The organism is Methanocella sp. (assembly GCF_035506375.1).
GTDB lineage: Archaea > Halobacteriota > Methanocellia > Methanocellales > Methanocellaceae > Methanocella.
Genome location: NZ_DATJPM010000032.1, coordinates 1 through 25,269, shown reverse-complemented (window position 1 = coordinate 25,269; position 25,269 = coordinate 1). Strand labels below are relative to the sequence as shown.

The following is a 25,269-nucleotide window of genomic DNA, read 5'->3' as shown; positions in this document are numbered from 1 at the left end:
TAGAGCGGTAAGCCTTTAATCCCTTCTACGATAAATTGCATTTTTACTACCGACCGGTCGGTAGCTTTATATACTTTAACCATATAAAGGGGCTCGTGGAATACTACCGACCGGTCGGTAGTAAAAGTACAGGTGTGTAGTATATGCCCATCATGAATGATATAGAAATGATTTCGAACGATAAGACCACGAAGCAGCGCATCTTTGAAGTGGCTCTCGATCTGTTCGCGCATAAGGGCTTCGACGGGGTGTCCATGCGCGAGATCGCCGAGGCTGTTGGTATAAAAAAGGCATCGCTTTACAGCCATTTTGAGAGCAAGGACGCGCTGATCGAGCAGATATTTAACTATCCCGCCATGGCGCTGGAGACCGTAGGCCCTGAGGGCGAGGACGCGGAGAAGATGATGGTTTCCATGGGCGTCGAGGGCTACATGGCGATGGCCGGCAGCGTGTTCAACAAATGGATCGCCGCGCCCGGGATGGAGAAGGTCTGGCGTATCATCTGCATCGAGCTATACCACGACCCGCGCATCAAGGAGTTCTACGACCAGTTTACGGGCGAAGCCATCGCCTTCTGGACGTCGAATTTCAGGACCATGGGGAAGCATGGCCTCATCAAGGCCGTGAGCCCGGAAGTTCTTGCCCGGGAGTACCTGGCGTTCTACATCTATACGTTCATGGACTACTTTATCGCACACTTCGACGGCGAGGGCTCATTCCTAGGGGCTAACGAGAGGATACTGGACGAGCATATGAAATTCTTAGTCCGATCGATCAAGGCATAATTAGAATAGTATGGATAGTAGCAATCAATATATACTAGTATTAGGTATATGTCAATAACAAGTACCTTCCCAAAGTCTTGCTCAGGATAAAAATGATGGGGGAATAGAAAATGGAAGATAATTCACAGATGAATGAAATGGTAAACCGGATGATCCGGGGCATATTCAGCGATGCGCTGGGCGTCTCGATGAGGGACCCCGCCATGGCGACGTTCTTCGTAAAGGCGACGCTCGCCCAGAAGAAGGCAGCGTCCGTCCGGCAGAAGAACGAGGAGCAGGGCCTCCATGTGCCACCCGTGATGATCCTCAGCGTCACTAATAAGTGCAATTTGCATTGTGCCGGCTGCTATTCCCGGCTCGTGCCCCGTGCCATCAAGCCCGAGCTTGACGAGGCTGGCATGAGGAACGTCCTGAAGCAGGCAAGCGAGCTGGGCACGTCCATCGTACTGCTCGTGGGGGGCGAGCCTCTGACAAAGCCGGAGATATTCAACGTCACGAAGGACTTCCCCGATATGATCTTCACGCTGTTCACGAACGGCACGCTCATCGACGAGGCCGTGCTACAGAAGTTCAAGGAGCAAAAGCACGTCATACCGATCCTCAGTATGGAGGGCCACGAGAATATCACCGACCTGCGCCGGGGCTCCGGCATTTATGACCGGCTCATGAGAGACATGGCGAAGCTGTGCGAGCGGGGCATCTTCTTCGGCACGTCGCTCACCGTCACCCGTATGAACTACGACGAGGTGACCGGCGAGCCATTCGTCCGCCGCATGCGGGAGCACGGCTGCAAGGCGTTCATCTACGTGGAGTACAATCCCGTCAAGAAGGGCACCGAGGACTGGGTGGTCACCGATGCGCAGAGGGATGAGATTCTCGCCAAGATGGCCGCATATCGTAAAAGCCAACCTGGAGTATATATCGGCTTCCCGGGCGATGAGAAGGCCTTCGGCGGCTGTCTATCCTCGGGAAGAGGCTTTATCCACGTCAGCGCCTCGGGCGATATCGAGCCCTGCCCGTTCGCGCCGTTCTCCGACAGCAGCGTCCTGGACATGCCTCTAAAAGACGCCTTGAACTCGAAGCTGTTCAGGACATTAAGGGCTAACAGGGACCGGCTCATGGAGTCGAACGGCGGCTGCGCTCTCTGGAAGAACCCCGAATGGGTCAAGTCGCTGATGAGCTAGAAAGGTAATATTTTTTTTACAGTGTGGAATTACTCCCGTATTTTAAGCTTCATAAGGGCACTGAGGGCACTATTTTCACCACAGAGACACAACGGCACAATGGTCCACAAAGTCTTTTTTATAATTAAGTTACAAAGGTCACAGAGCCCGGTTCATTGGCGATCAGGGCATGAAGGATACAAGGGCATAGTAGAATGGACAAGAGCATTTTGCCATCGTGCCTTCATATCCTTTGTATCTTATAAGTTCAAAAAGCGGCTCTGTGTCCTTTGTCTCTTAATTATAAAAAAGGCTTTGTGGGCCCTAGTGAACTCCGTGCCATTGTGGTGAGAATAGTGCCTCCGTACACTCCGTGCGCTTAAAATCAGATATTCAACACAGTAATTTTCTTAAATGAAATAATGATCGTAAAAATCCCATGTAGCCCCAATAAATCATTTATCGAAAAACAAGATTCACGGTTCTCTTTTACCATCAGCGATCATATAGTAATCTGGCCCCTTCTTTATCATATCTACCGACCGGCCGGTAGATTTATATACTTTAATGGTCTATTGTTCTCTACCGGTCGGTAGGTAGAGAAGTACGAACGGCCGGTAAAGGCATGGTTTACATGGACGAGAAAACAACAGTATCGGGCGAAGTGACGACGAAGGAACGGATACTGAACGTCGCCATCGACCTGTTCGCCGTAAAAGGGTTCGACGCCGTATCGCTACGCGAGATCGCGGACGCGGCGGGCGTCCGGAAGGCAACGCTATACTACTACTTCAACACCAAGGACGAGATCCTCGAGAAGATCCTGGAATATGTCCTGGAGATCTGGGATCAGAGCAAGATAGGTAAATGGTCGGATAGCGATGATGCTGAAGCACAGATCCTCTCGATGGGGCTGGACGGGTTCATGGCCATGGCCAGCGGCGTATCCGGGAGCTGGCTGGAGGATCCCCGCATGGAGAAGATCATGAGGATCTCGTTCATCGAGCTTTACCATAATGACCAGATAAAAAATTTCATGCTGGCGTTCTTTGGCGATGGGCCGCGGTTCTTCGAGTCGAGCTTCGCTATCATGATGAAGCATAAGCTCATCAAGCCTGCGGACCCGAAAGTCCTGACCGATGAATACATGTCGTTCTACATGATGGCGCTTGTAGACCATTTTCTCCTGCGCTACGGCAGTACCCGAAACTCGTTTATCGAGGACTACGGTTCCCGCATCGAGGAGCACAATGAGTACTTTAAGAACACGGTAAGACCGTGAGAGATCAAGACAGGAAAATATTACAACAGTAAGTGAAATAGGAGGCATATAAATGGATGGATTAATGATCATAGGATTGGTCGTCATTGGCATCGTATTGATAGTCGCGGTGATAGGAATTGTCATGGGCGTCCTCTTTTGCGGGGACGTCATGAGCCTTACGGACACGAGCAGCAAGGTCCTGAGCCCGGCCGGAACGCCCGCTGGTAAAGCGCTCGTCGTATACAACCCGGGCCTTTCGGGAGCCCCGAAAAAGGCCGCCGCCGAGATCGCGGATGACCTGCAGTCGAAGGGATACACGGTTACTCTGGCCGGTATAAAGAGTTCGGCCGCCTCCAATACGTCGGGCTATGACGTGGTCATCGCCGGCGGGCCGATGTACTTCGGGAGGGTGAGCAACTCGGTCGATTCATACCTGAAGGCGCTCAAGCCGCAAAAGGACGTGGCCGTGGGAGTATTCGGGACGACCGGCTCGCCGCAGTTCAATGACGGTGATATCGCAACATTCGGCGAACAGGTGGCGACCGACCTGGGCAGCGTCACACTCGATAAAAAGGCCGCCACTAAGACGATCCGCTCGGGCGACGCCGGTAACATGGACTGCTCGGACCTCGTATCCGCCGTGGCGTAACAGGAAAGGATGTGCATGAGCATGCTTAACGAGATAAAACCGCAAAACACAAAAAAGCTGAGGATCGAGGGCGCCGGCCCTAAGATAATGGTGCCGCTGCTCGTAACGTTCGCCGCGACGGCAGGGATAAGCTACGTGTACCGGCCGGCGTTCGATTATCCGCTGGTGCCCGCCGGATGGACGCAGGCGCTCGGCGCCCTGTTCCTGGTGGTCGGCGTGGCGTTCTGGCTCCTGTCCACCGGGATGTTCCTCCTCGCATACTTCCAGGGCCGTCTGGAGACGCGGGGACCCTTCGCCATCATGCCGAACCCCATATACGGCAGCTGGATCGTCCTCGTCATACCGGGCATCTCGCTGGTGCTCAACTGGTGGCCGATCCTGCTGACCTCTGTCGTCATGTACGCCGCCCAGCGGATGTTCATCCACGAGGAGGACGATGCGCTGAGGGAGAAGTTCGGCGGGCAATATGAGGAATACCGTAAGAAGGTACTCATCAGTTTCTTATGATATAGAAGGTTAAAGATATGAGCATGCTTTATGCGCTTAAGCCTCAGAAGGACAGTCTGCTTTGCAGTTTTTCCCGCGCGCTGCTGTCAGCAGGAGTGACGCCGAACGTAGTCACCGCGGCCGGCCTGCTCATATCATTGATCGCCGGGCTGTTCGCCGCATCCGGCCATCTGTACGCGGGCATTTTCCTTTTTATCATTGGCGCCTGCCTGGATGCCGTGGACGGCTCGCTGGCGAGGTCCTGCGGGCTCACGTCTGAGTTCGGCCGGTATTTTGACAGCGTGTGCGACCGGCTCTCCGAGCTGGCATTTATCACGGGCGCGGTCGCCGGAGGCACGCCTGTCATGGCCTTTGCGGTTATCGCAGGCTCAATGCTGCTGCTGGCATCCAGGATATACAATCACAGGAAGGGTCTCAACTCGAACGCCGCCATGTTCGGCCGTCCCGAGAGGCTGGCGCTCCTGATCCTGGGCCTCTTATCGTCAGGCCCGTATAGTATAGCGTTTTTCATGCTGGCAGGCCTCCTCTGCCTCGTCTCGTCGGTTCAGGCTCTTGCATCGGGGATAAAACAGCCAAAATTGGTGAAGCCCTCGACATAGAAATATTGATGTGTAGAATGCTCGCTCGACAAGCAATGGTATGATAACGTAAAAATGAATACTTCACGATGGGCAAAAGCCCATCGTCTTATCGATTTTTCTTTTTCGGCGCCTTGACCGTAATAGCCTGCTTTTTACGGCTCTTCTCCAGGCTATCGATCTCTTCCGCGAGCCAGGGCAGGAACGTGCCCACGTCGGTGACGATGCCGATCGCCTGGGCGGTGCCGCGGTCCATTAATTTCGTGACGGTCGCCGGGTTGATGTCCACGCAAATAGTGCGCACGCTCGAGGACAGGCAGTTGCCCGTCGCGATGGAATGGAGCATGGTGGCCATCATGAGCACGATATCCGCGTCCTTGACCTGTTCCCGCATGAGGTCCTGCGCCTTCATACTGTCAGAGATGACGTCGGGCAGCGGCCCGTCGTCCCTTATCGAGCCCGCCAGCACGTAAGGTATATCGTTCACGATGCACTCGTACATTATGCCGCCTGTGAGGACGCCCTGCTTTACGGCCTCTTTCAAAGAGCCCGCGCGGGTGATCTCGCTGATGGCATACAGGTGGTGCTTATGGCCTTCCGGCGCCAGCTCAGCGGTCCTAAGGTCCATTCCCAGCGAGGTGCCGTATAAGTTGTACTCCACGTCGTGCACTGCCAGGGCGTTGCCCGCTAACAGCGCATCCACGTAACCTTTTCTTACGAGTTCCGCCAGCGCCTGCTGGCCGCCCGTGTGCACGATGGCGGGGCCGCCGACCACGACGATCTTTCCGCCTCTCTCGTGGGCCTCGAAGATCTCCTCCGCGATCTCCCTTATGAGCGACTGGGACGGCCTCTCGGACGAGACCTGGCTCCCCATGAAATCGAATATTGTGTGGCCGCGGGGCCTCTCCGGCGGCACGACGCGGATGCCGCTGTTTCCGATGACAACGCGGTCGCCTTTCTTGATATGGCCCAGAGTGGAGCAGACAGCGCTGCCGTTCCGGAGCACGATTAGCGAGTCCATCTTTTGATTCTTGACTCTGAGCCACTCGCCGTCCACCTTCACGTAGGTGGTGTGGTTTGTGGTCGAATAGAACCCTTTGGGGACGACCTTATCCTTGGGGGCTTTTACGAAGACCGCGTCCTCCGCCTCGGGCACGTAGGCACCGAGCCGGTGCAGCTCGCCGAAAATGTCGTCCAGGTGCTCCTGGTCCTTGCCCCGGATCATGAGCCTGGCGTAGCTGGTATCCGTCTTATGCTTTCCGATCTCGAACTCGAGTATCTCGAACTCGCCGTTCATGTCCATGACTTTGTCGAAGACTTTGGGTAGGAGGAAAGAGTCGATGATATGGCCCCTCAGCTCAATCTCCCGCATCGCTTCCATAAAATTCACCAATGACATTGTGGCTATTCGTAGCCGATACTGTATTGGCATCATACTATGTATATTTATATCCTGCGATGCCTCGAAGAATTCAGTAAATGAAAAAAAGGGTAGGCCTATAAAGCTTTTTCATCCATTTCGCCGGTCCGGATCTTTATGACGTTATCTACTGGAAGAATAAAGATCTTGCCATCGCCTATATCGCCTGTCCAGGCCGAGGTAGATATTGTATTAATGACTTTTTGTGCCTCGTCATCGTTTACGAAGATTTCCACTTTGACTTTAGGGAGTATTTCCCTGCGATACCAGGTATACCTGGACTCGCCGTCTTCCTTTATTTGCTGGACGGTGCCTTTCTGTTTGCCTCTGCCGTTGATCTCCGTGACGGAGATACTGTTGTATTTCGCGGCGGATAAGGCTTTTTTTACTTCTTCAAGCTTTGTAGGCCTGATAATCGCTTCGATCTTTTTCATGTCTATACACCCTGAGCCTTCGACTGTATGGTATACGTCTATATTTATAGTACCTATACAAGAAGTATGTTTCCTTGTTACTATATATAAATATTTCTCATGCTATGAACTTGTTAAACTCTAAAATACAACGGACCCTATGAAAAATAAGAGAGCATTCGCCTCAGGACGAGAGGCCAGTGACCAGGGGCAACAACAGTAAAACGTAGAGGCCCACGTGCAATAAAGCGGGAGCTGCCAGGCTGTCCGCTTTTATGGTCGCCCTGCCCCAGTAGTATCCCATGAATATCCCGATGATGAATATGACCGGAATGTAGGCGGCCTGCCCCGTGATCATATAGAACAAGACCGTCTCGAAGGCGCCGAAGACCGCCGCCTGGTAGATGTTCCCGCGTGATTCGCCCAGGATGGGAACAATGCGGGTCAGGAGCAGCCCGCGGAACCAGGCCTCCTCGACGATGCCCGCCAGGACACCGAAGATGATGACCGAGGCCGCAATCCTTAAAAATTTATCCTGGCCGAGGATGCTGCCGCCAAAGACAAAATATGCACCCGCGAGCCCGGCCACAAGACAAATTATGAGACCTGCAGCGCCTAGCCACATCGCTTTCACGTCGCCGGCATGGATATACAATTTTTTTAGCTCGTCCTTTTCGATATATACGAGTACAGCGATCGCGATGACCGATGCGATCGCGATGGCCGCTCCCAGGGCACCGGCCCAGAACGTTCCGGCCGCGGCCGGAATATCCAGGTAACGGAGAAGCTCCACGATAATGGACAGCAGGGAGAGCCCAATAAACACTAAAACGAGCGACCTGAACTGCCTCTGCTCCTTCTTTGAGCCGCCCAGTAGATAGGCCATCAGCACCAGGATGCCAAAAAGGATTATGGAAAAGGCCAGGCCCAGCAGGCTGCTTTCCCAGATCGTCTCCACCAGGAAAAGGCCATACAGTACGGCGACCATCACGGATATGCCCAGCTCCCGCGAGACCTTCGCGCCCGCCGTGGAACCGCCCTTCTGCTTTCGTGCGCCTTTTTTAACGTCGCTCATATGCCCATCTAGATGTTAACGTTCCCAATAAAGCTTGCCATACGTCAATAACGGAATGATAAAAAAGCATTCCCGCTTTTCTCCTATGCCTATTCGGAGTCCCATAGTACATAGGGGCACTCCAGGAAGAATTCGCATTACCCCAAAAACGCGTTAGAGGCAAAAAAAGTAAGAGCCCTGTGACAGGGCTCTTATGTCCAGACTTCATCTGTCCGCACTTTCGCCATCAACTCGACGGGCAGGACGAAGATCTTGCCATCGCCGAACTTGCCGGTCCTCGCGGCTCCCCGGACGACGCTAATGACCTTATCCACCTGGTCGTCTTTGATGACGACTTCTATCTTTACCTTGGGAAGCGTGTCCACTTCGACCTTCTTCCCGCGGTATTCCAGGGTGATGCCTTTTTGCTCCCCCCGCCCCTTGCTCTCGATGATCGTCAAAGCGACAAATCCCTGTTCCTCAAGGGCTTTCTTCACCGAGTCCAGCCTTTCCGGCCGGATGATCGCCTGTACCATCTTCATTCTGATCGCCTCACGAGTAGGCCCGCTCGCCATGCTGCGAGATATCCAGGCCGACATATTCTTCTTCTTCCTTTACGGTCATGCCGATCGTCGAGTCCAGGATCTTGATCAGGACGTAGGTAACGATGAACGAGTAGCACACCGATACCAGGACCGCGATGACCTGGAAGATGAACTGGTTCACGTTGCCGTACAGCAAGCCCGAGTAGCTGTTGACCGCAGTCGTGGCGAAGATGCCCGTGAGCAGGGCGCCCGTCAGGCCGCCCATGCCGTGCACCGACCAGCAATCGCAGCTCTCGTCCAGGCCCTTCTTGATGCGGAAGAGCATCGAGTAGTAGCAGATGCACGAGGCGATGACGCCGATTACGATGGCCGCCAGGGGGTCCACGTAACCCGAGGCCGGCGTGATCGCAACAAGGCCCGCTACGGCGCCGCTGGCAAAGCTCAGCGAAGCCGGACGGCCGTTCCTCCAGCTCAGGAGCATCCACGTCAGGGCGGCCGCCGCGGCCGCCGTGTTGGTCACGACGAAGGCGCTTGCGGCCAGGCCGTTCGCGGCGACCGCGCTCCCCGCGTTGAACCCGAACCAGCCGAACCACAGCAGGGATGCGCCCAATAGCGCTAACGGTATGTTACTGGGCTCCATGAGGTCTTTGCCAAAGCCGGCGCGCTTGCGTATGACGAGGGCGATCGCCAGGGCCGAGAAGCCCGAGCTGATGTGGACGACCGTGCCGCCCGCGAAGTCCAGGGCGCCGCCGGTCATCCCGATGTAGCTGCCGAGGTTCGCCAGCCAGCCGCCGCCCCACACCCAGTGGGCCAGCGGGTCATAGACCAGCGTAGTCCAGATGAGCCCGAATATGATGAACGAGGAAAGCTTGACCCTCTCGGCGAACACCGACGTAACGATGGCCAGCGTGACCGTGGCGAAGACCAACTGGAATACCATATATGCCAGAGCAGGAACGGTCAGCGTAACTCCCGCGATGACCGCCGCATCCTGGCCGACGCCATGGAGCCCCAGGAAGCTGAGGTTCCCGATGAGGCCTCCTACGTCGGGCCCGAACGCGAGGCTATACCCGAAGAGCACCCACTGGAGGCTCACCAGGGCGAACGCGACCAGCGAGAGAGTGATCATCGAAACGAGGTTCTTTCTTCGCACCAGGCCGCCGTAGAAGAACCCGACGCCGGGCGTCATGATCATGACCAGCGCCGTCGAGGCCAGCAGCCATGCCGTATCTCCTGAATTGATTACCATGTTATGTTTCACCTACAAATATGATCGATCCTGGCCAGATAGGGACGATATTATGAGCCGTTGTGTTATGAGCCAGGTATTACCGTAGGATATGTAATTCCTACAAGTTATATATATAACTTATTAATAAGTAAAATTCATAAAATCTCTTAACGTACTTGATAAACCGATAAAAAAAGAAAAGAGCAACAATAAGCCCTTAATCGTCGATACGCACTTTGCACATCTTATCCACGGGCAGGACGAAGATCTTGCCGTCCCCGACCTTGCCCGTGCGGGCACTCGCCCGAATGGTATCGATGATCGTACCGACGTCTTCGTCTTCCACGACCATCTCGAGCTTCATCTTGGGGATGGTATCGACCTCGACCTTTCTTCCCCTGTACTCCAGGGTGATGCCCTTCTGCTCGCCCCGGCCCCGGACCTCGATGATCGTCATGGCGATAAAGCCCTTATCCTCAAGGGCCTTTTTTACCGCCTCCGTCTTTTCCGGCCGAATTATCGCCTGCACCATTTTCATATATTCACCTTATGTATAGGCCCTCTCACCATGCTGGGAAATGTCGAGCCCGACATATTCCTCTTCCTCTTTGACCCTCAGGCCCATGGTCATATCTACTCCCTTAGCGAGGATAAAGGTAACTATCAGGGAATAAAGGACCGTCGCCACGATGGCGATCACCTGCACGAAGAGCTGGTGGACATTGCCCTCGAGCAGCCCGGAATAGCTGTTAATGGCCGTGGTCGCGAAGATACCGGTCATAAATACGCCCAGCAGGCCGCCTACGCCGTGGATGGACCAGGCGTCCAGGCTCTCGTCCCAGCCGCTCCGGATGCGGAACGTGAGCGCGATGTAGCAGGCGGCGGCCGCGACGATACCGATGACGAGCGCGCCGAAGATGTCCACGTAGCCCGCGGCGGGCGTGATGGCGGCCAGGCCGGAGATGGCCCCGCTGGCGACGCCCAGCGAAGCCGGCCTTCCGTCTTTCCAGCTTAACATCATCCAGACGAGGGCGCCCGCGGCGGCCGCCGTGTTCGTGACCACGATGGCGTTGACCGCCAGGCCGTTCGCCGCCAGGGCGCTGCCGCCGTTGAACCCGAACCAGCCGAACCAGAGCATGGCCATGCCGATTAAAGCGATAGGAATGTTGTTCGGCTCCATCAGGTCTTTGCCGAAGCCGATGCGCTTGCCGATGACCATGAGGATCGCGAGCGCCGAGAAGCCTGCGCTGATGTGGACGACCGCGCCGCCTGCAAAGTCCAGGACGCCTAACTGTGCCAGCCAGCCGCCGCCCCATACCCAGTGGGCGATCGGGTCATAGACGAGCGTAGTCCAGAGGAGGCCGAACACGATGAACGACGACAGCCGGACCCGCTCGGCAAATACCGAAGTGAGGATCGCCAGCGTGACCGTGGCGAAGACCATCTGGAAGAGCATGAAGAGCATCTGCGGGATGGTCAAGCTGCCCGTCGCCCCCAGGCTTACGCCATTGAGGGCGACGTTGTCGAGGCCGCCGATGAGGCCGCCCACGTCGGGCCCGAAAGCCAGGCTGTAGCCATACAGCACCCACTGGACGCTGACGAGCGCGAACGCGATGAACGACAGCGCGATCATCGATATGACATTCTTCCTCCGGACGAGCCCTCCGTAAAAGAACCCTACGCCGGGGGTCATGAGCATTACGAGCGCCGTAGCGGTTATGATCCATGCGGTATCTCCCGCGCTTATGGGCATGTTATCACCTGTTGAGCCTTGGTCATCACAATTCACCTATATTAAACACTAGCGGATAGTTATCGCCCGACGGTTTGTTATATACCGAGTATCACCATAGGATTTCCTTTTCCTATAACTCATATATATTTCTTACTATTTCATAACAATCATAAGTTATCATAATTTGTATGATTTTTTATGAAAAGGCTAAAGTTGGTTTGGCTCGTGCTTGCGCAATCAATGCATCCGGTTAATTTTAGATAAATATAAATAACATAACAAGGCAATGTTCTTCCTGATGAACTCTCCCATCCGGGTAACAGTCTCTTTCGACGAGAAATCTTACCGCAATTTCGAGGCTATGAGGGATGAGCTCGACGTGTCCCAGAGCGAGCTGATACGTCGCGCCATTAACTTTTATTACGACAATCGCGCTTCTCTTAACGGCCCGCCCGACGAGCGCGTCGCTGAGTATAAGGACATGCTCGGGAATGGGGAGCACATCATCCTCGACATAGACCACTGGCTGCTATTCCTGAAAACGGTGGAGAGCTCTTCCAGCCAGTCGGAGTTCTGGAATACGCACCGGGATATCGCGCGGTCCCATGCAGAGCAGCTTGCGAAAAAAGTCACGACGCCCGTGGAGATGATGAAGCGCCTTGAGACGTGTAACCTGCTCAAGATCAGCCGTTCCGACAGTGCCCCCAACGAGTATACGCTTTTGACCGGCTCCGGCACCCAGCGGCGTTTCGTGCGCGAGTTCCTGGAAGAGACCTTCGCGGGCATGGGATTTAACGCCAACATCAAGGAAGACTATTCTAAGCTTCGCATTACGCTGAATGGCGAAAAGAAAATACCATGACTGACTATTTCTAACTGATCTGAAGGAATACGGCACAACGGGCAAAGGAAGACAACAAATTATTAATAGTCAGAAAAACATTGTAGGCTCAATTCGGTGGGGTGGTTGCGCTTTGGTTCTATATCGGCAACCACCTCGCACCTGTCAAGGTTTAGCTGCCCGCAGACGAGAGTCGAAAACCTTGAGACAATCAATATTTTTGAAAGTCTCAATATTTATACTTATTTTAGTAAGGCTTATATCACATTGGATATTAATTATATATTCAGTCGTTTTCCAGGTCTCCCGCCGCTATTCGCATAAAATTATTTTCATGTTTTTGTGATATAACAGAGGGAGGGCTATCTATGCCGCCCCCCTCCACTTGCCGCCGGCCGCGATGCCGCATGGGAAGCGCCCGAAGGCGCCGAATGGGCCATAGTGCGGGCCGGAGAATGCTGCACTGATGTCGTCTTTGGGGCAGATACGGCCCGCCCACGCTGGGTCGACGCGGCCTTATTCGCCGGGGCGGCCGCCTGCCTGACAGTCTGAGGCGACGAGACCGACTTATACGTCGGCGTCGAGCTTTTTACCGTCTGCCTGGCCGGCTGTATATTCGTCCTTGTAACCGCGGGCGGGCCCGCGGACTTTACGCTCGCCGGCACCGTCCTGGCGTTCGGCCGGCTTTGAGTTAATGCCGCCGGGTTAGCGGCCCCCGTCACCGCCTTAGTGGCCGCATTATTCGAGGCCGGCGCCGACTTCACCGTGGTATGCTTTACAGGAGCGCTTTTTAGATGATTCGATGAAGTCCTCTGTACCGGCGTGTTCTGCAAGACTTTTGAAGACGGCTTAGACACCGCATTTAAGCCTTGCGCCGACTGCGCCACAGTCCGCTTCGCCGCATCCCCGCCAGACTTCATGCCCGCAAGAGCGGCGCCCGTATCAGGCTGTCTCTGCGATGCCCCTGATAGGCGATTTGCCGCGTGGCCCGCCGCATAGTCTGTCGCTAACCTGCCGCCGGGCACTGACCCAGGCCGGGTATTAGTTAAATCCCGGCCGGATATGGCACCTCTGTCGCCCGAAAGTACTCCTTGCCCGGTATGAGTCGTATCTCTACCGGATATGCCGCCCCTGTCGCCCATGGCATCCCGGCCTTTACCGCCATCAATGCCTCCCAGATCACCGTTTCTATTGCCGTGATCCCTTCTCGCGGCGATGGGCCTGTCATCGCCGGGCTTATCCGAATGCCTTGCGCGATATACGGACACATCATGCGGTATCCCCAGGGGCGCAACAGGCTCGGGATTCGCCAGCGGCAGCGGGTCACAGTAAGGCGTGAACCCGCCTCCATAGCCGCCGTAGCCTCCATAATCACCGTAGCCGCCGTAGCCGCCGTAGCCTCCATAACCGCCATAACCGCATGGTATGCCTCCCCATCCACAGCCTCCGAAGTCCGCGACGTTCACCACATTGACCTCGTTCACCACGTTGACCACGTTAACGTATGTATTCTCCTGGACCAGGACGTAGTTCTGCTGCAGGACACTGGCCATCTCAGGGAACCCTATAGTCGAGAAGCGGTCCGTCTCCGGGCTGTAATAGGCCGGCACCGCTTCGGGCAGCGAGAATTCGTCCAGCGTACCGTCCGGCTGCAGCAGCGACATGTCCGAGATCGAGAACCTGACCTGGGACGCGTCGGCCGACTGCACCGACATGACAGTGTTAAGGACCATCGAGTTCTTCGTCTGCAGGAGTACCTTATTCACGTCGGCCTTGTCGATGATGCTCACGGACTTCAGCCCCGTGTCCAGGGGCGAGAAGTCGATCTGGAGCGCCTTTTTATCCTGGTCAAGCACGCCCGGCAGCGGCTTATTTAATAGGTGTAGTATCGCGTAGTCCGACTCCGGGTTGCCGACGCAGAACGCGTTCACCTGGAAGTTGATCTTGTTCGCATCCTGCGAGATCACGCTGATCGAGTAGCTCATATTGTTATCGCCCTGAACGAGCCCCGTCACCTTCTCCATGCCGGGCACGCTCACGGTCTGCGGCCAGTCTTCCGGCAGCGCCTGCTGGGCCGTCGAGCATGCGGCGCATATGACGATCAGTGCCGAGACCGCCGCCATAACGCATGCGAACCTGGCGAAAACTAGCCTTGTATTCGTGCATTTTAGCATATACCATCCCCATGTGCAAAGATATGGGGCGGTTTTATATATTTATGGGCAGGTTTTATCCCTTAATGGTATTTTTTTGTAGAATAATTGTTAATAAAAGCCGCTCAAGGCTTTATCCGGCATCCGCAGGGTCCAAAAAATATATGACGACCATGCTCATTATAGGGTAAGGGATCGGATTGGCGCGTGCTCGCTTGAACCAGAGGACTTTGCTGAATATCGCCGCGGTCGCGATATTGCTGATGATCTTACTCGCGATCGGTATATTCGTGGGCAGGACGCTGACGATGAATAACGGCGACGACACGCCGACGGCCAACCCCACTGTTACTATTGTCCCTTCGTCTGTCCCGACGGCTTTGCCGTCCTACGCTCCTTCGGCCACTGCCAGTGCCACGCCCGTGCCTCCGGCTTCCGTCACGCCTTCTCCCACGGTGACTGCTACGGCTACTCCTACTGCGACGCCCACTGCGACTCCTACGCCTTCTCCTAATCTTACTCCGACTCCCACGCCTACGCCCACGCCGACTCCTGTGCCGTCGATAACGCCGACTCCTACGCCTGTCCCGATAGCCGATACGCCCTTCTACGAGAGCATCACGCCTCTCAAGCAGAAGGACCAGTTCAGCCTGGCGCCGGTGGAGAATTCCTATATTTCCGGTAATGGCCCATTGTACCTGGACCTTGCTCATTCCAACATGGGCTCGGGCTGGGCCTATCCGGGCGATACGGTCGGCGTCAGCGTGAAGATGTATAACGACGGCCCCGCCCTCGATACGACGGCGCACATGACGATGGGCCTCCAGAAATACATATACACGGACTATGGCTCCTTCTGGAGCTCGGACCTGGTCTCGGAGGAAATCGATACGCCTCTTACGGTCGGGGAAAAGACCTCGTTCACCAGGAATTTCAGCTATTCTGTGCCGAATACGACGGGCCTGAAAGGGTTCTATCGCATCACCGTGAAGTATTACATCAATGGCCAGTTCAATTGCGGCTTCGTCAAAGAGCTGAACATACTGGACCCATAAAAAAATTTGTTGTGTTGAATTACTCCCGTATTTTAAGCTTTTTAAGAGCACTGAGGGCACTATTTTTCACCACAAAGGCACGAAGAGCACGGAGGCCCACAAAGTTTTCTTTTTAGATTAAGTTACAAAGTACACAAAGCTGGTTCATTGGCGATCAGGGCACGAAGGATACAAGGGCATCGTGGAATTAATAAGAGCACTTTTTGCCATCGTGCCTTCATATCCTGTATCTTATAAGTTCAAAAAGCGGCTCGGTGTTCATTGTCTCTTAATTATAAAAAAGTCTTTGTGGGCCTCCGTGCTCTTCGTGCCTTTGTGGTGAAAAATAGTGCCCTCCGTACACTCTGAGACTTAAAAGGGCATATTCAACAAAGCATAAAACTTGAAAATGATAATCGGAAACTATCGATAAATTTGGCTATTACGCAAACGATAAAAATAAGACTACTTGCTAAACAATGACCTATCAATATTCAACGCAGCAAATATTTTGTTTTCTGGATTTTAAAAATAACCTTTTATCATAATAATGCATATCATCGGCCATGAACGCACGGGAGTTCGCCCGCCACATCGACCACACGCTACTCAGGCCCGACGCCACCGATAAAGACGTTTTATTGCTGTGCGACGAGGCCGTGGAATATGGCTTCGCCTCTGCCTGCGTGGCCTCGTGCTGGGCGGGGCTGGCGAAAAAGCGGCTCGGGGATACCGGCGTGAATACCTGCTGCGTCGTCGGGTTTCCGTTCGGCTCGGGCGCCTCGTATGCAAAGTCGTCCGAGGCATGGGCGGCCGTGGACGCGGGGGCGGATGAGATCGATGTCGTCATGAATTTCGGGTACCTGAAGACCGGCCTCATCGAGGAGGTTAAAAGAGAACTGTCCTCCGTCGTCGCAGTGGCCCAGGGCGCCACGGTCAAAGTCATCGTCGAGACGTGCTACCTGACGGACGAGGAGAAGGTGCTGGCCGCGCGCCTCGTAAAGGGCTCGGGCGCGAACTTTGTTAAGACTTCGACGGGCTACGGCCCGAAGGGCGCGACCGTCGAAGATGTCCGGCTGATCGCCCGGGAGGTGCCGGGCATAAAGATCAAGGCTTCGGGCGGCATACGCACCTTCGATGACGCGAAAAAGTTCCTGGACGCGGGCGCCTCGCGCATCGGCGCCAGCTCCGGGCCCGCCATCATGAAGGGCTTCCACTAGGCAAATAACCGGATCCTGTACCACGCCATAATACAATAAAAATATAACTATTAATATAATAAATAATGGCGATTTTATTAGAGTAGAAAAAATATTTATCACTAATAAGCTATAAAACCGATATTCTTTTAAGTAAGTAGTTTCATTACACTATATTTAGGTTAAAAAGACCTAAGTGAGGTATAATTTATGGCTACTTTCGGTATAGAATTCGTTCCGAACGTTCCAATAAAGGAACTGATCAACTATTGTAAGTTTGCAGAAGATGCTGGTCTGAACTATCTATGGATCACGGACCACTACAACAACCGCAACGTCTTTGAGAGCCTTGCCCTCATCGCGAACAACACCTCGAGGATCAAGATGGGCCCGGGCATCACCAACGCGTTCACCGCCAGCCCGGCAGTGACCGCCTCGGCGATCTGCACGCTCGACGAGATATCCGACGGCAGGGCCACCCTGGGTATCGGCCCCGGCGACCTGAGCACCCTCCCGAAGATCGGCATCCCGATGGAGACCCCCGTCGCGAGGCTTACTGAGGCCGTATCGGTCATCAGGAACCTGTGGACCGGCGCGCCTGTCAGCACCCCGGACAACAAGGTATTCAAGTTCGCCGGCGCAGGGCTGGCATACAAGCCCAAGCAGAAGGCAATCCCCGTCTACATCGGCGCACAGGGCGAGAAGATGCTCGAGACCGCCGGCAAGATCGGCGACGGTGCGTTAATTAACGCGTCCAACCCCAAGGACTTCCAGTTCGCGGTGCCCATCATCAAGAAGGCCGCCGGCGAGAAGAAGTTCGACATCGCCGCGTACACCTCGTTCGCGATCGACAACGACGCAAAGAAGGCAAAGGGCGCAGTCAAGCCCGTCGTGGCGTTCATCGCCGCGGGCGCACCCGTACCCGTCCTGCAGAGGCACGGCCTCGACCTGAACGCCGTCAACACCATCAAGGGCGGCCTGGCGAAGGGCGACTTCAAGACCGCGTTCGGCGCAGTCAACGACGCGATGATCGACGCGTTCTCAATCTACGGCACGCCCGCCGACCTGAACGCCAAGATCAAGGGCCTGACCGACATGGGCGTCACCCAGATCGTTGCCGGCTCCCCGATCGGCGCGGACAAGAACAACTCGATCCGCCTCATCGGCAAGTACGTAATACCGTAAGTGGGTTAACCTCCCACTTTCTTCTTTTATTTATTAGCGCTTTTTCCTGCGTAAGCTTTATATATCGGGTCTGGCCATTCTCAGGGATGTGCGCAACCATGGTTTATTTTCCACCGGCGGCCTGAGGCATGTTTTAACGCAGCCAGCCCGCCTCATCCTGGATTAGCGCATCGACCTGATTTTCATGATTATAACGCTTAGCTGTGCGTTTTAAACAGCCCCGTAACGTTTTCGAACTTCATTAAAAAGGATACAACTCACATGACCGAAGAAGCAAGGCACAAGTATGAATTCAAGAAACAGCTCGAGGAATTAAAGAGCAAGCAGGGCCAGGGCACCGAGCTTATCTCCCTTTATATCCCGCACGACAAGAGGATATCGGACGTTGTGGCGTACCTGCGGGACGAGCACGGCTCGTCGGCGAACATCAAGTCCAAGTCGACCCGGGACAACGTCCAGAGCGCCCTGGAGTCCATCATGTCCCGCCTCAAGTATTACAAGGAGCCCCCGGAGAACGGCATGGCCATCTTCTGTGGGGCCATCAGCATCGGCGGCGACCGCACCTCGATGGAGGCCATCACCATCGTCCCCTCACAGCCCATCACCTCCTTCTCATACAGGTGCGGCAGCAGCTTCGAGACGGATAAACTCGACGAGATGCTCGTAGACCGGAAGACCTTCGGGCTCATCGTGCTGGACCGCCGGGAGGCGACCATCGGCACGCTAAAAGGCAAAAAAGTCACGGCGCTGCGGCACCTGACCAGCACCGTCCCGGGCAAGCAGCGGAAGGGCGGCCAGTCGTCCCACCGTTTCCAGCAGCTTCGTCTCATCGCCATCAACGACTTCAACACGCGGATCGGGGACGCGGCCAACGATATCTTCCTCGCCATCGACCGGAACGACTTTCAGGGCATCCTCATCGGCGGCCCCACCCCGACGAAGGAGGAGTTCGTTAAGGGCGAGTATTTACACCACGAGCTGCAGCCCAAGATCCTGGGCCTTTTCGACATCGCCTATACGGACGAGTCCGGACTGGGCGAGCTAATGGACGCGGCCAGCGATACCCTGACCAGCCTCGAGGTGGTCAAGGAGAAGAAGCTCATGGAACGCTTCATGAGGGCGCTGGTGAGCGAGGACGGCCTGGCGGCCTACGGCGAGGACTCGGTGCGCAGCAACCTGAACATGGGGTCGGTTGACGTACTGCTGCTTTCCGAGGACCTGAGGCGCAGCCGGATCACGCTGAAGTGCCAGAACTGCGACTATGCCTCGACCACGACGGTCAAGCACCGGGCGGGCGAGAAGGCGACCCTCGACTATGGCAAGTGCCCGAAGTGCCAGTCGACGCTGAACATCGCGGAGCAGGTCGACGTGGTGGACGAGTTATCCATCACGGCCGAGCAGATGAACACCGAGGTCGAGTTCATCTCCACCGAGTTCGAAGAGGGCGAGCAGCTGTATAACGCGTTCGGCGGCATCGCGGCCATCCTGCGCTACAGGACGGGCGTGTAAAGGGGTTGTGAGTATGTACCTGGAACTTCTGGAAGAGGCCCGCTCGCTGATGGAGAAGGCCGTGGCCGATTCGGGCTACGCGTCGCCCGATATGTACCTGGGCGAATCGGCGCACGCCGACGTGAGCTCGGCGCTGCCGTTCCGGCTGGGCAAGGAATTAAAGAAAAACCCGGCGCAAATAGCAAAAGAGATCGTCTCCAGGATGGGCACGAGCGAGCACATCGGAAAGGTGGAGGCCGCCGGCCCGTACGTCAACTTTTACGCTAATGAAAAGTACCTGGCCGAGTCCCTGGACGCGATCGTTAAAAAGGGCAGGAACGGCGTCCTGCTGCCTCCTAAGAACATTAAGGTCGTCCTGGAGCACACGTCTGCCAACCCGACCGGGCCGCTGCACGTGGGCCGGGGCCGGAACCCCGTCATCGGGGACACGCTGGCCCGGGTCATGCGGAGCGGCGGCTACGATGTGCAGGTGCAGTACTACGTGGACGACATGGGCAAGCAGGAGGCCACTATCGTCTGGGGCTACGACCACCTGAATATGCTTGACGTGAAGCCGCCCGAGATAGAAAAGCCCGACCACGCCGTCGTGGAGGTCTACCGTGCGGCGACCGACATGCGGAAGTCCAACGAGGCCGTCGAGAAGGAGATCTCGGAGATACTGAACAAGTACGAGCACATGGACGCCGAAGTGGCCGTAAAGTTCAAGAAAATGGTCAACACGTGCATGGATGGCCAGAAGACTACGCTGGCCCGCATGAACGTCTTCTATGACCTGTTCGTGTGGGAATCCGACTTCGTCAGGAACGGCTCGGTTAACGAGATCGTTGACCGGCTGGCGAAGACTCCTTATGCTGAGCGCAAGAGCGGGGCGCTTGCCCTGAATCTGTCATCCTTCGGCATGGACAAGGAGTTCGTGCTCACCCGCGCCGATGGGACTTCGCTGTACACGACCAGGGACATCGCCTACCATATGTGGAAGCTCTCGAACTGCGACGAGGCCGTGAACGTTTTAGGCGAGGACCAGAAGCTCGCCATGCAGCGCCTGGACGCCACGCTAAAAATTTTAGGCGAGAAGAAGACGCCCCGGATCGTGTTCTACTCGTTCGTCTCGCTGCCCGAGGGCCGCATGTCCACCCGCAAGGGAGTCGTCGTTAACCTGGATGACCTGCTGGACGAGTCCGTGGCCCGCGCATACGTCGAGGTCGACAAGCGCCGGAATGACCTTCCAGAGGACAAGAAGCGGAAGATCGCCGACCTGGTCGGCATCGGGGCAATACGCTTCGGCATCATCCGCGTCGCCCCGGAAAAGTCGATAACCTTCAAGTGGGAAGAAGCCCTGGACTTCGAGAAGCAGGGCGCGCCGTTCATCCAGTACGCCCACGCCCGGACGTGCAGTATCTTAGAGAAGGCAAAGCCCGGACAGTTCGACGCCACCGTATTGAAAGAAAAAGAGGAGGCCGCCCTCATCAAGAAGATGGCCATGCTTCCCTACGTGGTCGATACTGCAGCGCGCGACTTGAAGCCCCACCTGATCGCCAACTATGCCCGGGAACTGGCTGAGGACTTCAATCAGTTCTACCGCTTCGTGCCCGTGCTTAACGCCGAGCCGGAGCTGCGGGAGGCCCGGCTGGCGCTGGTGGACGCGGCGAGAGTTACGCTTGCCAACACGCTGGAACTCCTGGGCATCGCCGCCCCCGAAGAGATGTAAGCCGTCCTTACGGCTTACCCGATTTTTTATTCTGCCACTTCTTGTACTGCGCCCAGAGGAACTTTCCTACGAAGTACACGATAGCCAGCCCGATGGCCAGGTAGAGTATCAGCGGTATGAGGTAGCCCGTCACGACGATTAGAGCCCCGATCATGCCGATGAACGCCCGGATGCCGTCCTTGAAGGCCGTGTCGATGCCCCAGTCGTAGGAGACCGCGGGCTCCGGCTCGGCCACGCTCGCGGTGATGGTCGAGAAGTCTACCTGGCTGCCGAGATAGTTCAGCTGCTGCTGGGTGCTCTCGATATCGCCCCTGACGCGGAACAGCTGTTGCTCAACGGCCAGCACTTCCGTCACGTTCTTGGACATGCCCATGATATCATTAAGCTGTTTTTCTTCCGACTGCAGGTTCTTGAGGCGGGCGCTCAGGTCGATGTACTGCATGGTGACGTCCGACCCGGAGCTCGACTCGGCCTTGACCTTGCCGAGGGCCTTGATCTGCGCGAGGCACGACTCGTACTGGGCTGCGGGCACCTTCACGGTGATGCTCGACTGCTTCTGGTTATTCCCGGAGAGCCAGGTGCTCGACGATTGGACGTAGCCGCCGGCCCCCTGTGCGATGTTACGGATGCCGGTGACCGTATCGTCGACCTTGCTCGTCTCCAGCGTGACCGAGGCGGTCATGATGACTTTCCGGTCGTTCACGTTTGTATAGACGCTGCCGGGGGTGCCCGTCGCCACGGGCGTCGTATAGCCTGTGTACGATGACGACGAGTCCTGGGTGCCGCCATAGCCCGGCGCCGCAAGCGGCGGAGCATAGTTCGAAGAGCCGCCCGTGTAGCTTTTCTCGCCGGGCGAGGACGTAGGCGATCCACCGCCAAGGCCGGAAGTGCAGCCCGACAAGAGAGCGAACGATACGACGCAGAGTATCGCTATAGCCATTAATCCCTTTTTGATCGATGAATGAGAGTTCATAATAGTTTATGATGCCATCTGTTTATATAAAAATGGCTTTGACTGCAAGCCGATTCGTAGCTATTAAGCCAAAAGAGAAATATATGTGCACGTATCTGTTTAGTGCATTCATCTGTGTGGACTCGTGGGGTAGCCAGGATATCCTACCGGGCTTCGGACCCGGAGACCCGCGTTCGAATCGCGGCGAGTCCGTTTTCTATTTTAACAGGCGCGCTGGCTCCAGGCTTATCCTGCTTTTTATGACGGTCCCGAAGCTTGAGAGCCCTTCGGGCGTCGTCGAAAAAACCGTATCGCCCAGCATCGCCATGGACGCCATGCCGTCGAACGCCTCGACCGTCTCGATCGCATCCAGTGCTTTTTTACTGATGAGGCCTGTATCGACGGAGAACTTCCTGGAGAGCCGCATAAAATGATCAAACGTCGGGGCCTTCAGCAGCTCTTTCAGGCACTTCTTCCCGGCTACATTGATGAGGGCTTTCTCCTTCGGGTCCGACAGGACGCTCTTCGTCGATATGGGGCCGAAGTGTACGCAGTAGACGTCCCTCGCATCGATGGGGATACGGTCCAGCGTGAACGGCGTGCCCGGCCGTGTCCTGATCACGATGCCTCCCAGCGTCATGCCCGCCACGTCGCCCAGCCCCGTCCTGTTCTTCACTTCTGCCACGTGAGCGGCGTATGCGAGCTCATTATAAGTCTTGCCCAGCCCGAGGGCGCTGTTTATGGCCAGCGCCGTGCTGAACGCCCCGGCGCCGCTGGCGCCGAAGCCGCCCCCGACGGGCATGTCCAGGTCGCTCTCGACGTGGACGGGCTTATCCGCCAATAATTCGATGACCGTCCTTGTCGTCGGCGCATCCGAGGGCACGCCGTCGACGTAGACTTCGGCCGTGTTCGAGGGCCAGGCCGTCGTGCTCACGCCCCCTTCCAGCGTGAAGCCGCAGCCGCAGGAGCCTGCCTTGAGCGGGTCCGGATCGTCGTGGGCGTAAAAGAAGCCCGTGATGTGGGAAGGCGCGAACGCCTTGCCGATCATTGGAAGTACTCCGAGACGGCGTCCAGGATCTCGCCGGCCACCAGGCTCTTCAGGCCTGAGACGTGCCCGATGCCGCCGTCGGCCTTTATGATATAGACGTCGTTATACTCCGGGTCCCGGATGCCGCCGAACTTATTGGCGACCACCAGGTTCGCCATTGAGCGGTCCATGGCTTTAAATGCCTTATCGATGAGCGCATCGTCGCCCAAGGACTCGGCCTTGAACGCCACGATGAAAACCCCGGGAAAGTCGTGCCGCACCCGGTCAAGCAGTTTCTCCGCCGGCTTCAGCTTCAGCGTGACCGGCTTTTCGGAGCTCAGCTTTTCCAGCGCCGGATCCACGGTAAAGTCGGAGATTGCCGCCGCGCTGATGTAAATATCATAGCCCTTCCCGAGCTCGTCCATGACGGCCTTTTTCATGTCGCTGAAGCCGTCGGCGAACACGTCCCGGATGCCCCGGACGTTCATCTTCGTACGGTGTACGACAGTCACGTCGGCACCGCGGCGGTATGCTTCCAGCGCCAGCTCCTCGCCCATGCGCCCGGTGCTCCTGCTGGTCAGTACCCGTATCGGGTCTATTGCCTCAAAGTTCGGGCCGCCCGTAATGAGGGCTTTCAAGCCCTTCAGCGGTGAATCGGCGAGCGTCCTTTCCACGGCGAGCACGATCTCGTCCACGGAGGGCATCTTGGCCGCGCCCTCCTCTATTTTTGGCATGATGAACTTGATGCCTGCCGATTCCAGCTTCCGGATGTTCTCTTTCACGATGGCATGTTCGAACATGGAGCCGTGCATGGCGGGGACGATGATGATGGGTATATTCGAGCCGATGGCGGTCGTGGCGAACGTGGTCACGGGCGTGTCGTCGATGCCCGACGCGATCTTGCCGATGGTGTTCGCGGTGCACGGCGCGATCAAAAGCAGATCGCAGGCCTCCTTCCGGCGCCCGCAAAAGGCGACGTGCTCCACGTCGCCCGTAATTTCAGTGATCGCCTTTCTCCCGGTCGCGTACTCCAGCGCATAGGGGCTGATGATGGCCTGCGCCGCCTGGCTCATCACACCCTGAACGTCGGCTCCGTGCCTGATTAATTCCCGGGCCAGCTTCACGGTCTCAACGGCCGCGATGCTGCCCGTGACGCAGAGAACGATGCGCTTATCATCCAGAGAATGGCTTTTCGTGGACTTCAGGTCCAGCGTGGGGTGCGAGACATCCATTGCTAAGGCCTCGAACTAATATCTGGCATGAAAGACATTAACATTTCTATCGGGCTGACCTAATCTATTTATACTTCAAAGATACAATCACGACACAATTACCTGAGGCAATCAATATTTTAGGAGTATTTCAAATGGCAAAAGGCAAGGATTCCCGTGCCCGGAAGAAGGGCAGCAACCTGAAGGCATGCAGGGAGTGCCACAGCCTCGTCGAAGGCGACGTGTGCCCCATGTGCCAGTCGAGCTCGCTGAGCGAGGACTGGAGCGGCTACTTAGTGATCGTCGACCCGCTGAAGTCCGAGATCGCGAAGCTCATGGGCATCAAGAGGCCCGGCAAGTTCGCGCTGAAGGTGCGGTAAAGTTGGCCTACAGGCTGACCGCGGCGCTGCGCGATCGGCTGAAGACGCCGTTCGGTAAGCTCTATCGCTGTAACAGTGACACGTGCCTCAGGGACATCGTCCGGAGCTACCGGAGTCTGCCGAAGGTCATCGCCATCGGCGATGTGACCGCATATCATCTTTTACGGGCCGGCATCGTGCCGGACATGTGCATCGTGGACGACATGACCATGCGCCTGCCCGTGGACTACGAGATCCGGAAGGGCACGGCCCACGAGTCCTTTAAGGACATCGTCGTGAAGAACCCGGCCGGCGTGGTCTCGCAGGAGCTCATCGACGCCATTAAGGATAACATGCTCTCCAGGGGCCACGTCCGCATCTTCGTGGACGGCGAGGAGGACCTGGCCGTCATCCCCGCGTGCGAGTACGCGCCCGTCGGCTCTTTAGTCCTATACGGCCAGCCGAATGAGGGCGTCGTGGCCGTCGAGGTCACGCCCGAGAAGAAGCGCGAGACCCTTCTGCTCATGCAGCAGATGGTCAAAGAGTAGTGCCCGGGCCAGTAAAATTATATATACATTGTACGCCCGTAATATGAAAACACAACTGGAGCAATCTGGTGATAGAAATGGACATAAAAGTACTTGAAGAAAAGAAGAACCCGCTCCTCCAGAGGCGCGAGGTAAAGTTCAGCGTATCTCACAACCTGGGCACCCCGTCCAGGGACGAGATCAAGGCGAAGATCGCCGC

The 25,269-nt window shown here is 56.1% G+C and carries 25 protein-coding genes and 1 tRNA gene; 15 read left to right on the top strand and 11 right to left on the bottom strand.

The genetic code is table 11. From position 1 onward, the window contains the following. Positions 1-143: 143 nt before the first annotated feature. The 6 genes from VMC84_RS03710 (at position 144) to VMC84_RS03685 (ending at position 4,967) form a co-directional block, all read left to right on the top strand. A complete protein-coding gene (locus tag VMC84_RS03710; RefSeq protein ID WP_325378266.1) occupies positions 144-785 on the top strand; it encodes a TetR/AcrR family transcriptional regulator in 642 nt (213 codons plus the stop codon). A 110-nt stretch (positions 786-895) separates the two neighbouring features. After that, complete coding sequence (locus tag VMC84_RS03705; protein WP_325378264.1) at positions 896-1,969, top strand: radical SAM protein; 1,074 nt, start codon at positions 896-898, stop codon at positions 1,967-1,969. 613 nt (positions 1,970-2,582) lie between these two features. Next, a complete protein-coding gene (locus VMC84_RS03700; RefSeq protein ID WP_325378262.1) occupies positions 2,583-3,230 on the top strand; it encodes a TetR/AcrR family transcriptional regulator in 648 nt (215 codons plus the stop codon). Positions 3,231-3,282: 52 nt separating this feature from the next. Further along, positions 3,283-3,861, top strand: a complete 579-nt coding sequence (locus tag VMC84_RS03695) for a hypothetical protein (protein ID WP_325378260.1) — start codon at positions 3,283-3,285, stop codon at positions 3,859-3,861. Positions 3,862-3,876: 15 nt separating this feature from the next. Next, a complete protein-coding gene (locus VMC84_RS03690; RefSeq protein WP_325378258.1) occupies positions 3,877-4,368 on the top strand; it encodes a methyltransferase family protein in 492 nt (163 codons plus the stop codon). Positions 4,369-4,385: 17 nt separating this feature from the next. Then, positions 4,386-4,967: a CDP-alcohol phosphatidyltransferase family protein gene (locus VMC84_RS03685; protein ID WP_325378256.1), complete on the top strand. Its 582-nt coding sequence runs from the start codon at positions 4,386-4,388 to the stop codon at positions 4,965-4,967. A gap of 88 nt (positions 4,968-5,055) precedes the next feature. Here VMC84_RS03685 and VMC84_RS03680 read toward each other — a convergent pair whose 3' ends face one another. The 7 genes from VMC84_RS03680 to VMC84_RS03650 all read right to left on the bottom strand — a co-directional run bounded on the left by VMC84_RS03680 (position 5,056) and on the right by VMC84_RS03650 (position 11,362). Beyond that, positions 5,056-6,327: a TIGR00300 family protein gene (locus VMC84_RS03680; RefSeq protein ID WP_325378254.1), complete on the bottom strand. Its 1,272-nt coding sequence runs from the start codon at positions 6,325-6,327 to the stop codon at positions 5,056-5,058. A gap of 116 nt (positions 6,328-6,443) precedes the next feature. Continuing rightward, the gene (locus tag VMC84_RS03675) at positions 6,444-6,800 is read right to left on the bottom strand and encodes a P-II family nitrogen regulator (protein WP_325378252.1); all 357 of its coding nucleotides are present in this window, start codon (positions 6,798-6,800) and stop codon (positions 6,444-6,446) included. A gap of 163 nt (positions 6,801-6,963) precedes the next feature. Continuing rightward, on the bottom strand, positions 6,964-7,854 hold the full coding sequence (locus VMC84_RS03670; RefSeq protein WP_325378250.1) for a CPBP family intramembrane glutamic endopeptidase: 891 nt from the start codon (positions 7,852-7,854) through the stop codon (positions 6,964-6,966). A gap of 191 nt (positions 7,855-8,045) precedes the next feature. Then, entirely contained in the window at positions 8,046-8,375 is a 330-nt protein-coding gene (locus tag VMC84_RS03665) for a P-II family nitrogen regulator (protein ID WP_325378248.1), read from the bottom strand. 10 nt (positions 8,376-8,385) lie between these two features. After that, positions 8,386-9,627, bottom strand: a complete 1,242-nt coding sequence (locus VMC84_RS03660) for an ammonium transporter (protein WP_325378246.1) — start codon at positions 9,625-9,627, stop codon at positions 8,386-8,388. A gap of 199 nt (positions 9,628-9,826) precedes the next feature. After that, a complete protein-coding gene (locus VMC84_RS03655; protein WP_325378244.1) occupies positions 9,827-10,147 on the bottom strand; it encodes a P-II family nitrogen regulator in 321 nt (106 codons plus the stop codon). 9 nt (positions 10,148-10,156) lie between these two features. Continuing rightward, the gene (locus tag VMC84_RS03650; RefSeq protein WP_325378242.1) at positions 10,157-11,362 is read right to left on the bottom strand and encodes an ammonium transporter; all 1,206 of its coding nucleotides are present in this window, start codon (positions 11,360-11,362) and stop codon (positions 10,157-10,159) included. A gap of 280 nt (positions 11,363-11,642) precedes the next feature. Here VMC84_RS03650 and VMC84_RS03645 point away from each other — a divergent pair, with 280 nt between their 5' ends. After that, a complete protein-coding gene (locus tag VMC84_RS03645; RefSeq protein WP_325378240.1) occupies positions 11,643-12,206 on the top strand; it encodes a ribbon-helix-helix protein, CopG family in 564 nt (187 codons plus the stop codon). 341 nt (positions 12,207-12,547) lie between these two features. Here the strand turns inward: VMC84_RS03645 and VMC84_RS03640 are convergent, their stop codons facing one another. After that, complete coding sequence (locus VMC84_RS03640) at positions 12,548-14,359, bottom strand: hypothetical protein (RefSeq protein ID WP_325378238.1); 1,812 nt, start codon at positions 14,357-14,359, stop codon at positions 12,548-12,550. A 194-nt stretch (positions 14,360-14,553) separates the two neighbouring features. Here VMC84_RS03640 and VMC84_RS03635 point away from each other — a divergent pair, with 194 nt between their 5' ends. The 5 genes from VMC84_RS03635 (at position 14,554) to argS (ending at position 20,973) form a co-directional block, all read left to right on the top strand. Next, entirely contained in the window at positions 14,554-15,393 is an 840-nt protein-coding gene (locus VMC84_RS03635) for a hypothetical protein (protein WP_325378236.1), read from the top strand. Between the two features lie 545 nt (positions 15,394-15,938). Beyond that, entirely contained in the window at positions 15,939-16,592 is a 654-nt protein-coding gene (deoC, locus tag VMC84_RS03630) for a deoxyribose-phosphate aldolase (RefSeq protein ID WP_325378234.1), read from the top strand. 189 nt (positions 16,593-16,781) lie between these two features. Beyond that, a complete protein-coding gene (locus tag VMC84_RS03625) occupies positions 16,782-17,756 on the top strand; it encodes a 5,10-methylenetetrahydromethanopterin reductase (RefSeq protein ID WP_325378232.1) in 975 nt (324 codons plus the stop codon). A gap of 261 nt (positions 17,757-18,017) precedes the next feature. After that, positions 18,018-19,265, top strand: coding sequence for a peptide chain release factor aRF-1 (gene prf1, locus VMC84_RS03620; protein WP_325378230.1), 1,248 nt, complete (start codon positions 18,018-18,020; stop codon positions 19,263-19,265). A 13-nt stretch (positions 19,266-19,278) separates the two neighbouring features. Continuing rightward, on the top strand, positions 19,279-20,973 hold the full coding sequence (gene argS / locus VMC84_RS03615; protein ID WP_325378228.1) for an arginine--tRNA ligase: 1,695 nt from the start codon (positions 19,279-19,281) through the stop codon (positions 20,971-20,973). A gap of 7 nt (positions 20,974-20,980) precedes the next feature. Here the strand turns inward: argS and VMC84_RS03610 are convergent, their stop codons facing one another. Then, a complete protein-coding gene (locus VMC84_RS03610; protein WP_325378226.1) occupies positions 20,981-21,946 on the bottom strand; it encodes a DUF4349 domain-containing protein in 966 nt (321 codons plus the stop codon). Positions 21,947-22,064: 118 nt separating this feature from the next. Here VMC84_RS03610 and VMC84_RS03605 point away from each other — a divergent pair. Further along, positions 22,065-22,138: transfer RNA gene (locus tag VMC84_RS03605), tRNA-Arg, on the top strand. Between the two features lie 4 nt (positions 22,139-22,142). Here VMC84_RS03605 and VMC84_RS03600 read toward each other — a convergent pair. Together VMC84_RS03600 and coaBC are read right to left on the bottom strand one after the other, a co-directional pair. Beyond that, the gene (locus tag VMC84_RS03600) at positions 22,143-22,973 is read right to left on the bottom strand and encodes a pantoate kinase (RefSeq protein ID WP_325378224.1); all 831 of its coding nucleotides are present in this window, start codon (positions 22,971-22,973) and stop codon (positions 22,143-22,145) included. Next, a complete protein-coding gene (gene coaBC, locus VMC84_RS03595) occupies positions 22,970-24,184 on the bottom strand; it encodes a bifunctional phosphopantothenoylcysteine decarboxylase/phosphopantothenate--cysteine ligase CoaBC (RefSeq protein WP_325378222.1) in 1,215 nt (404 codons plus the stop codon). Before coaBC ends, VMC84_RS03600 begins: the two co-directional genes overlap by 4 nt. Before the next feature lie 134 nt (positions 24,185-24,318). Between coaBC and spt4 the strand changes: the two genes are divergently transcribed. Together spt4 and VMC84_RS03585 are read left to right on the top strand one after the other, a co-directional pair. After that, positions 24,319-24,543: a transcription elongation factor subunit Spt4 gene (gene spt4, locus VMC84_RS03590; protein ID WP_325378220.1), complete on the top strand. Its 225-nt coding sequence runs from the start codon at positions 24,319-24,321 to the stop codon at positions 24,541-24,543. A 2-nt stretch (positions 24,544-24,545) separates the two neighbouring features. Beyond that, the gene (locus tag VMC84_RS03585) at positions 24,546-25,070 is read left to right on the top strand and encodes a GTP-dependent dephospho-CoA kinase family protein (protein WP_325378219.1); all 525 of its coding nucleotides are present in this window, start codon (positions 24,546-24,548) and stop codon (positions 25,068-25,070) included. Positions 25,071-25,269 lie beyond the last annotated feature (199 nt).

Bases quoted from the DNA above. Each gene is read 5' to 3' on its own strand.
- VMC84_RS03710 (WP_325378266.1), top strand. From the start codon at position 144: ATGCCCATCATGAATGATATAGAAATGATTTCGAACGATAAGACCACG.
- VMC84_RS03705 (WP_325378264.1), top strand. From the start codon at position 896: ATGGAAGATAATTCACAGATGAATGAAATGGTAAACCGGATGATCCGG.
- VMC84_RS03700 (WP_325378262.1), top strand. From the start codon at position 2,583: ATGGACGAGAAAACAACAGTATCGGGCGAAGTGACGACGAAGGAACGG.
- VMC84_RS03695 (WP_325378260.1), top strand. From the start codon at position 3,283: ATGGATGGATTAATGATCATAGGATTGGTCGTCATTGGCATCGTATTG.
- VMC84_RS03690 (WP_325378258.1), top strand. From the start codon at position 3,877: ATGAGCATGCTTAACGAGATAAAACCGCAAAACACAAAAAAGCTGAGG.
- VMC84_RS03685 (WP_325378256.1), top strand. From the start codon at position 4,386: ATGAGCATGCTTTATGCGCTTAAGCCTCAGAAGGACAGTCTGCTTTGC.
- VMC84_RS03680 (WP_325378254.1), bottom strand. From the start codon at position 6,327: ATGGAAGCGATGCGGGAGATTGAGCTGAGGGGCCATATCATCGACTCT.
- VMC84_RS03675 (WP_325378252.1), bottom strand. From the start codon at position 6,800: ATGAAAAAGATCGAAGCGATTATCAGGCCTACAAAGCTTGAAGAAGTA.
- VMC84_RS03670 (WP_325378250.1), bottom strand. From the start codon at position 7,854: ATGAGCGACGTTAAAAAAGGCGCACGAAAGCAGAAGGGCGGTTCCACG.
- VMC84_RS03665 (WP_325378248.1), bottom strand. From the start codon at position 8,375: ATGAAGATGGTACAGGCGATCATCCGGCCGGAAAGGCTGGACTCGGTG.
- VMC84_RS03660 (WP_325378246.1), bottom strand. From the start codon at position 9,627: ATGGTAATCAATTCAGGAGATACGGCATGGCTGCTGGCCTCGACGGCG.
- VMC84_RS03655 (WP_325378244.1), bottom strand. From the start codon at position 10,147: ATGAAAATGGTGCAGGCGATAATTCGGCCGGAAAAGACGGAGGCGGTA.
- VMC84_RS03650 (WP_325378242.1), bottom strand. From the start codon at position 11,362: ATGCCCATAAGCGCGGGAGATACCGCATGGATCATAACCGCTACGGCG.
- VMC84_RS03645 (WP_325378240.1), top strand. From the start codon at position 11,643: ATGAACTCTCCCATCCGGGTAACAGTCTCTTTCGACGAGAAATCTTAC.
- VMC84_RS03640 (WP_325378238.1), bottom strand. From the start codon at position 14,359: ATGCTAAAATGCACGAATACAAGGCTAGTTTTCGCCAGGTTCGCATGC.
- deoC (WP_325378234.1), top strand. From the start codon at position 15,939: ATGAACGCACGGGAGTTCGCCCGCCACATCGACCACACGCTACTCAGG.
- VMC84_RS03625 (WP_325378232.1), top strand. From the start codon at position 16,782: ATGGCTACTTTCGGTATAGAATTCGTTCCGAACGTTCCAATAAAGGAA.
- prf1 (WP_325378230.1), top strand. From the start codon at position 18,018: ATGACCGAAGAAGCAAGGCACAAGTATGAATTCAAGAAACAGCTCGAG.
- argS (WP_325378228.1), top strand. From the start codon at position 19,279: ATGTACCTGGAACTTCTGGAAGAGGCCCGCTCGCTGATGGAGAAGGCC.
- VMC84_RS03610 (WP_325378226.1), bottom strand. From the start codon at position 21,946: ATGAACTCTCATTCATCGATCAAAAAGGGATTAATGGCTATAGCGATA.
- VMC84_RS03600 (WP_325378224.1), bottom strand. From the start codon at position 22,973: ATGATCGGCAAGGCGTTCGCGCCTTCCCACATCACGGGCTTCTTTTAC.
- coaBC (WP_325378222.1), bottom strand. From the start codon at position 24,184: ATGGATGTCTCGCACCCCACGCTGGACCTGAAGTCCACGAAAAGCCAT.
- spt4 (WP_325378220.1), top strand. From the start codon at position 24,319: ATGGCAAAAGGCAAGGATTCCCGTGCCCGGAAGAAGGGCAGCAACCTG.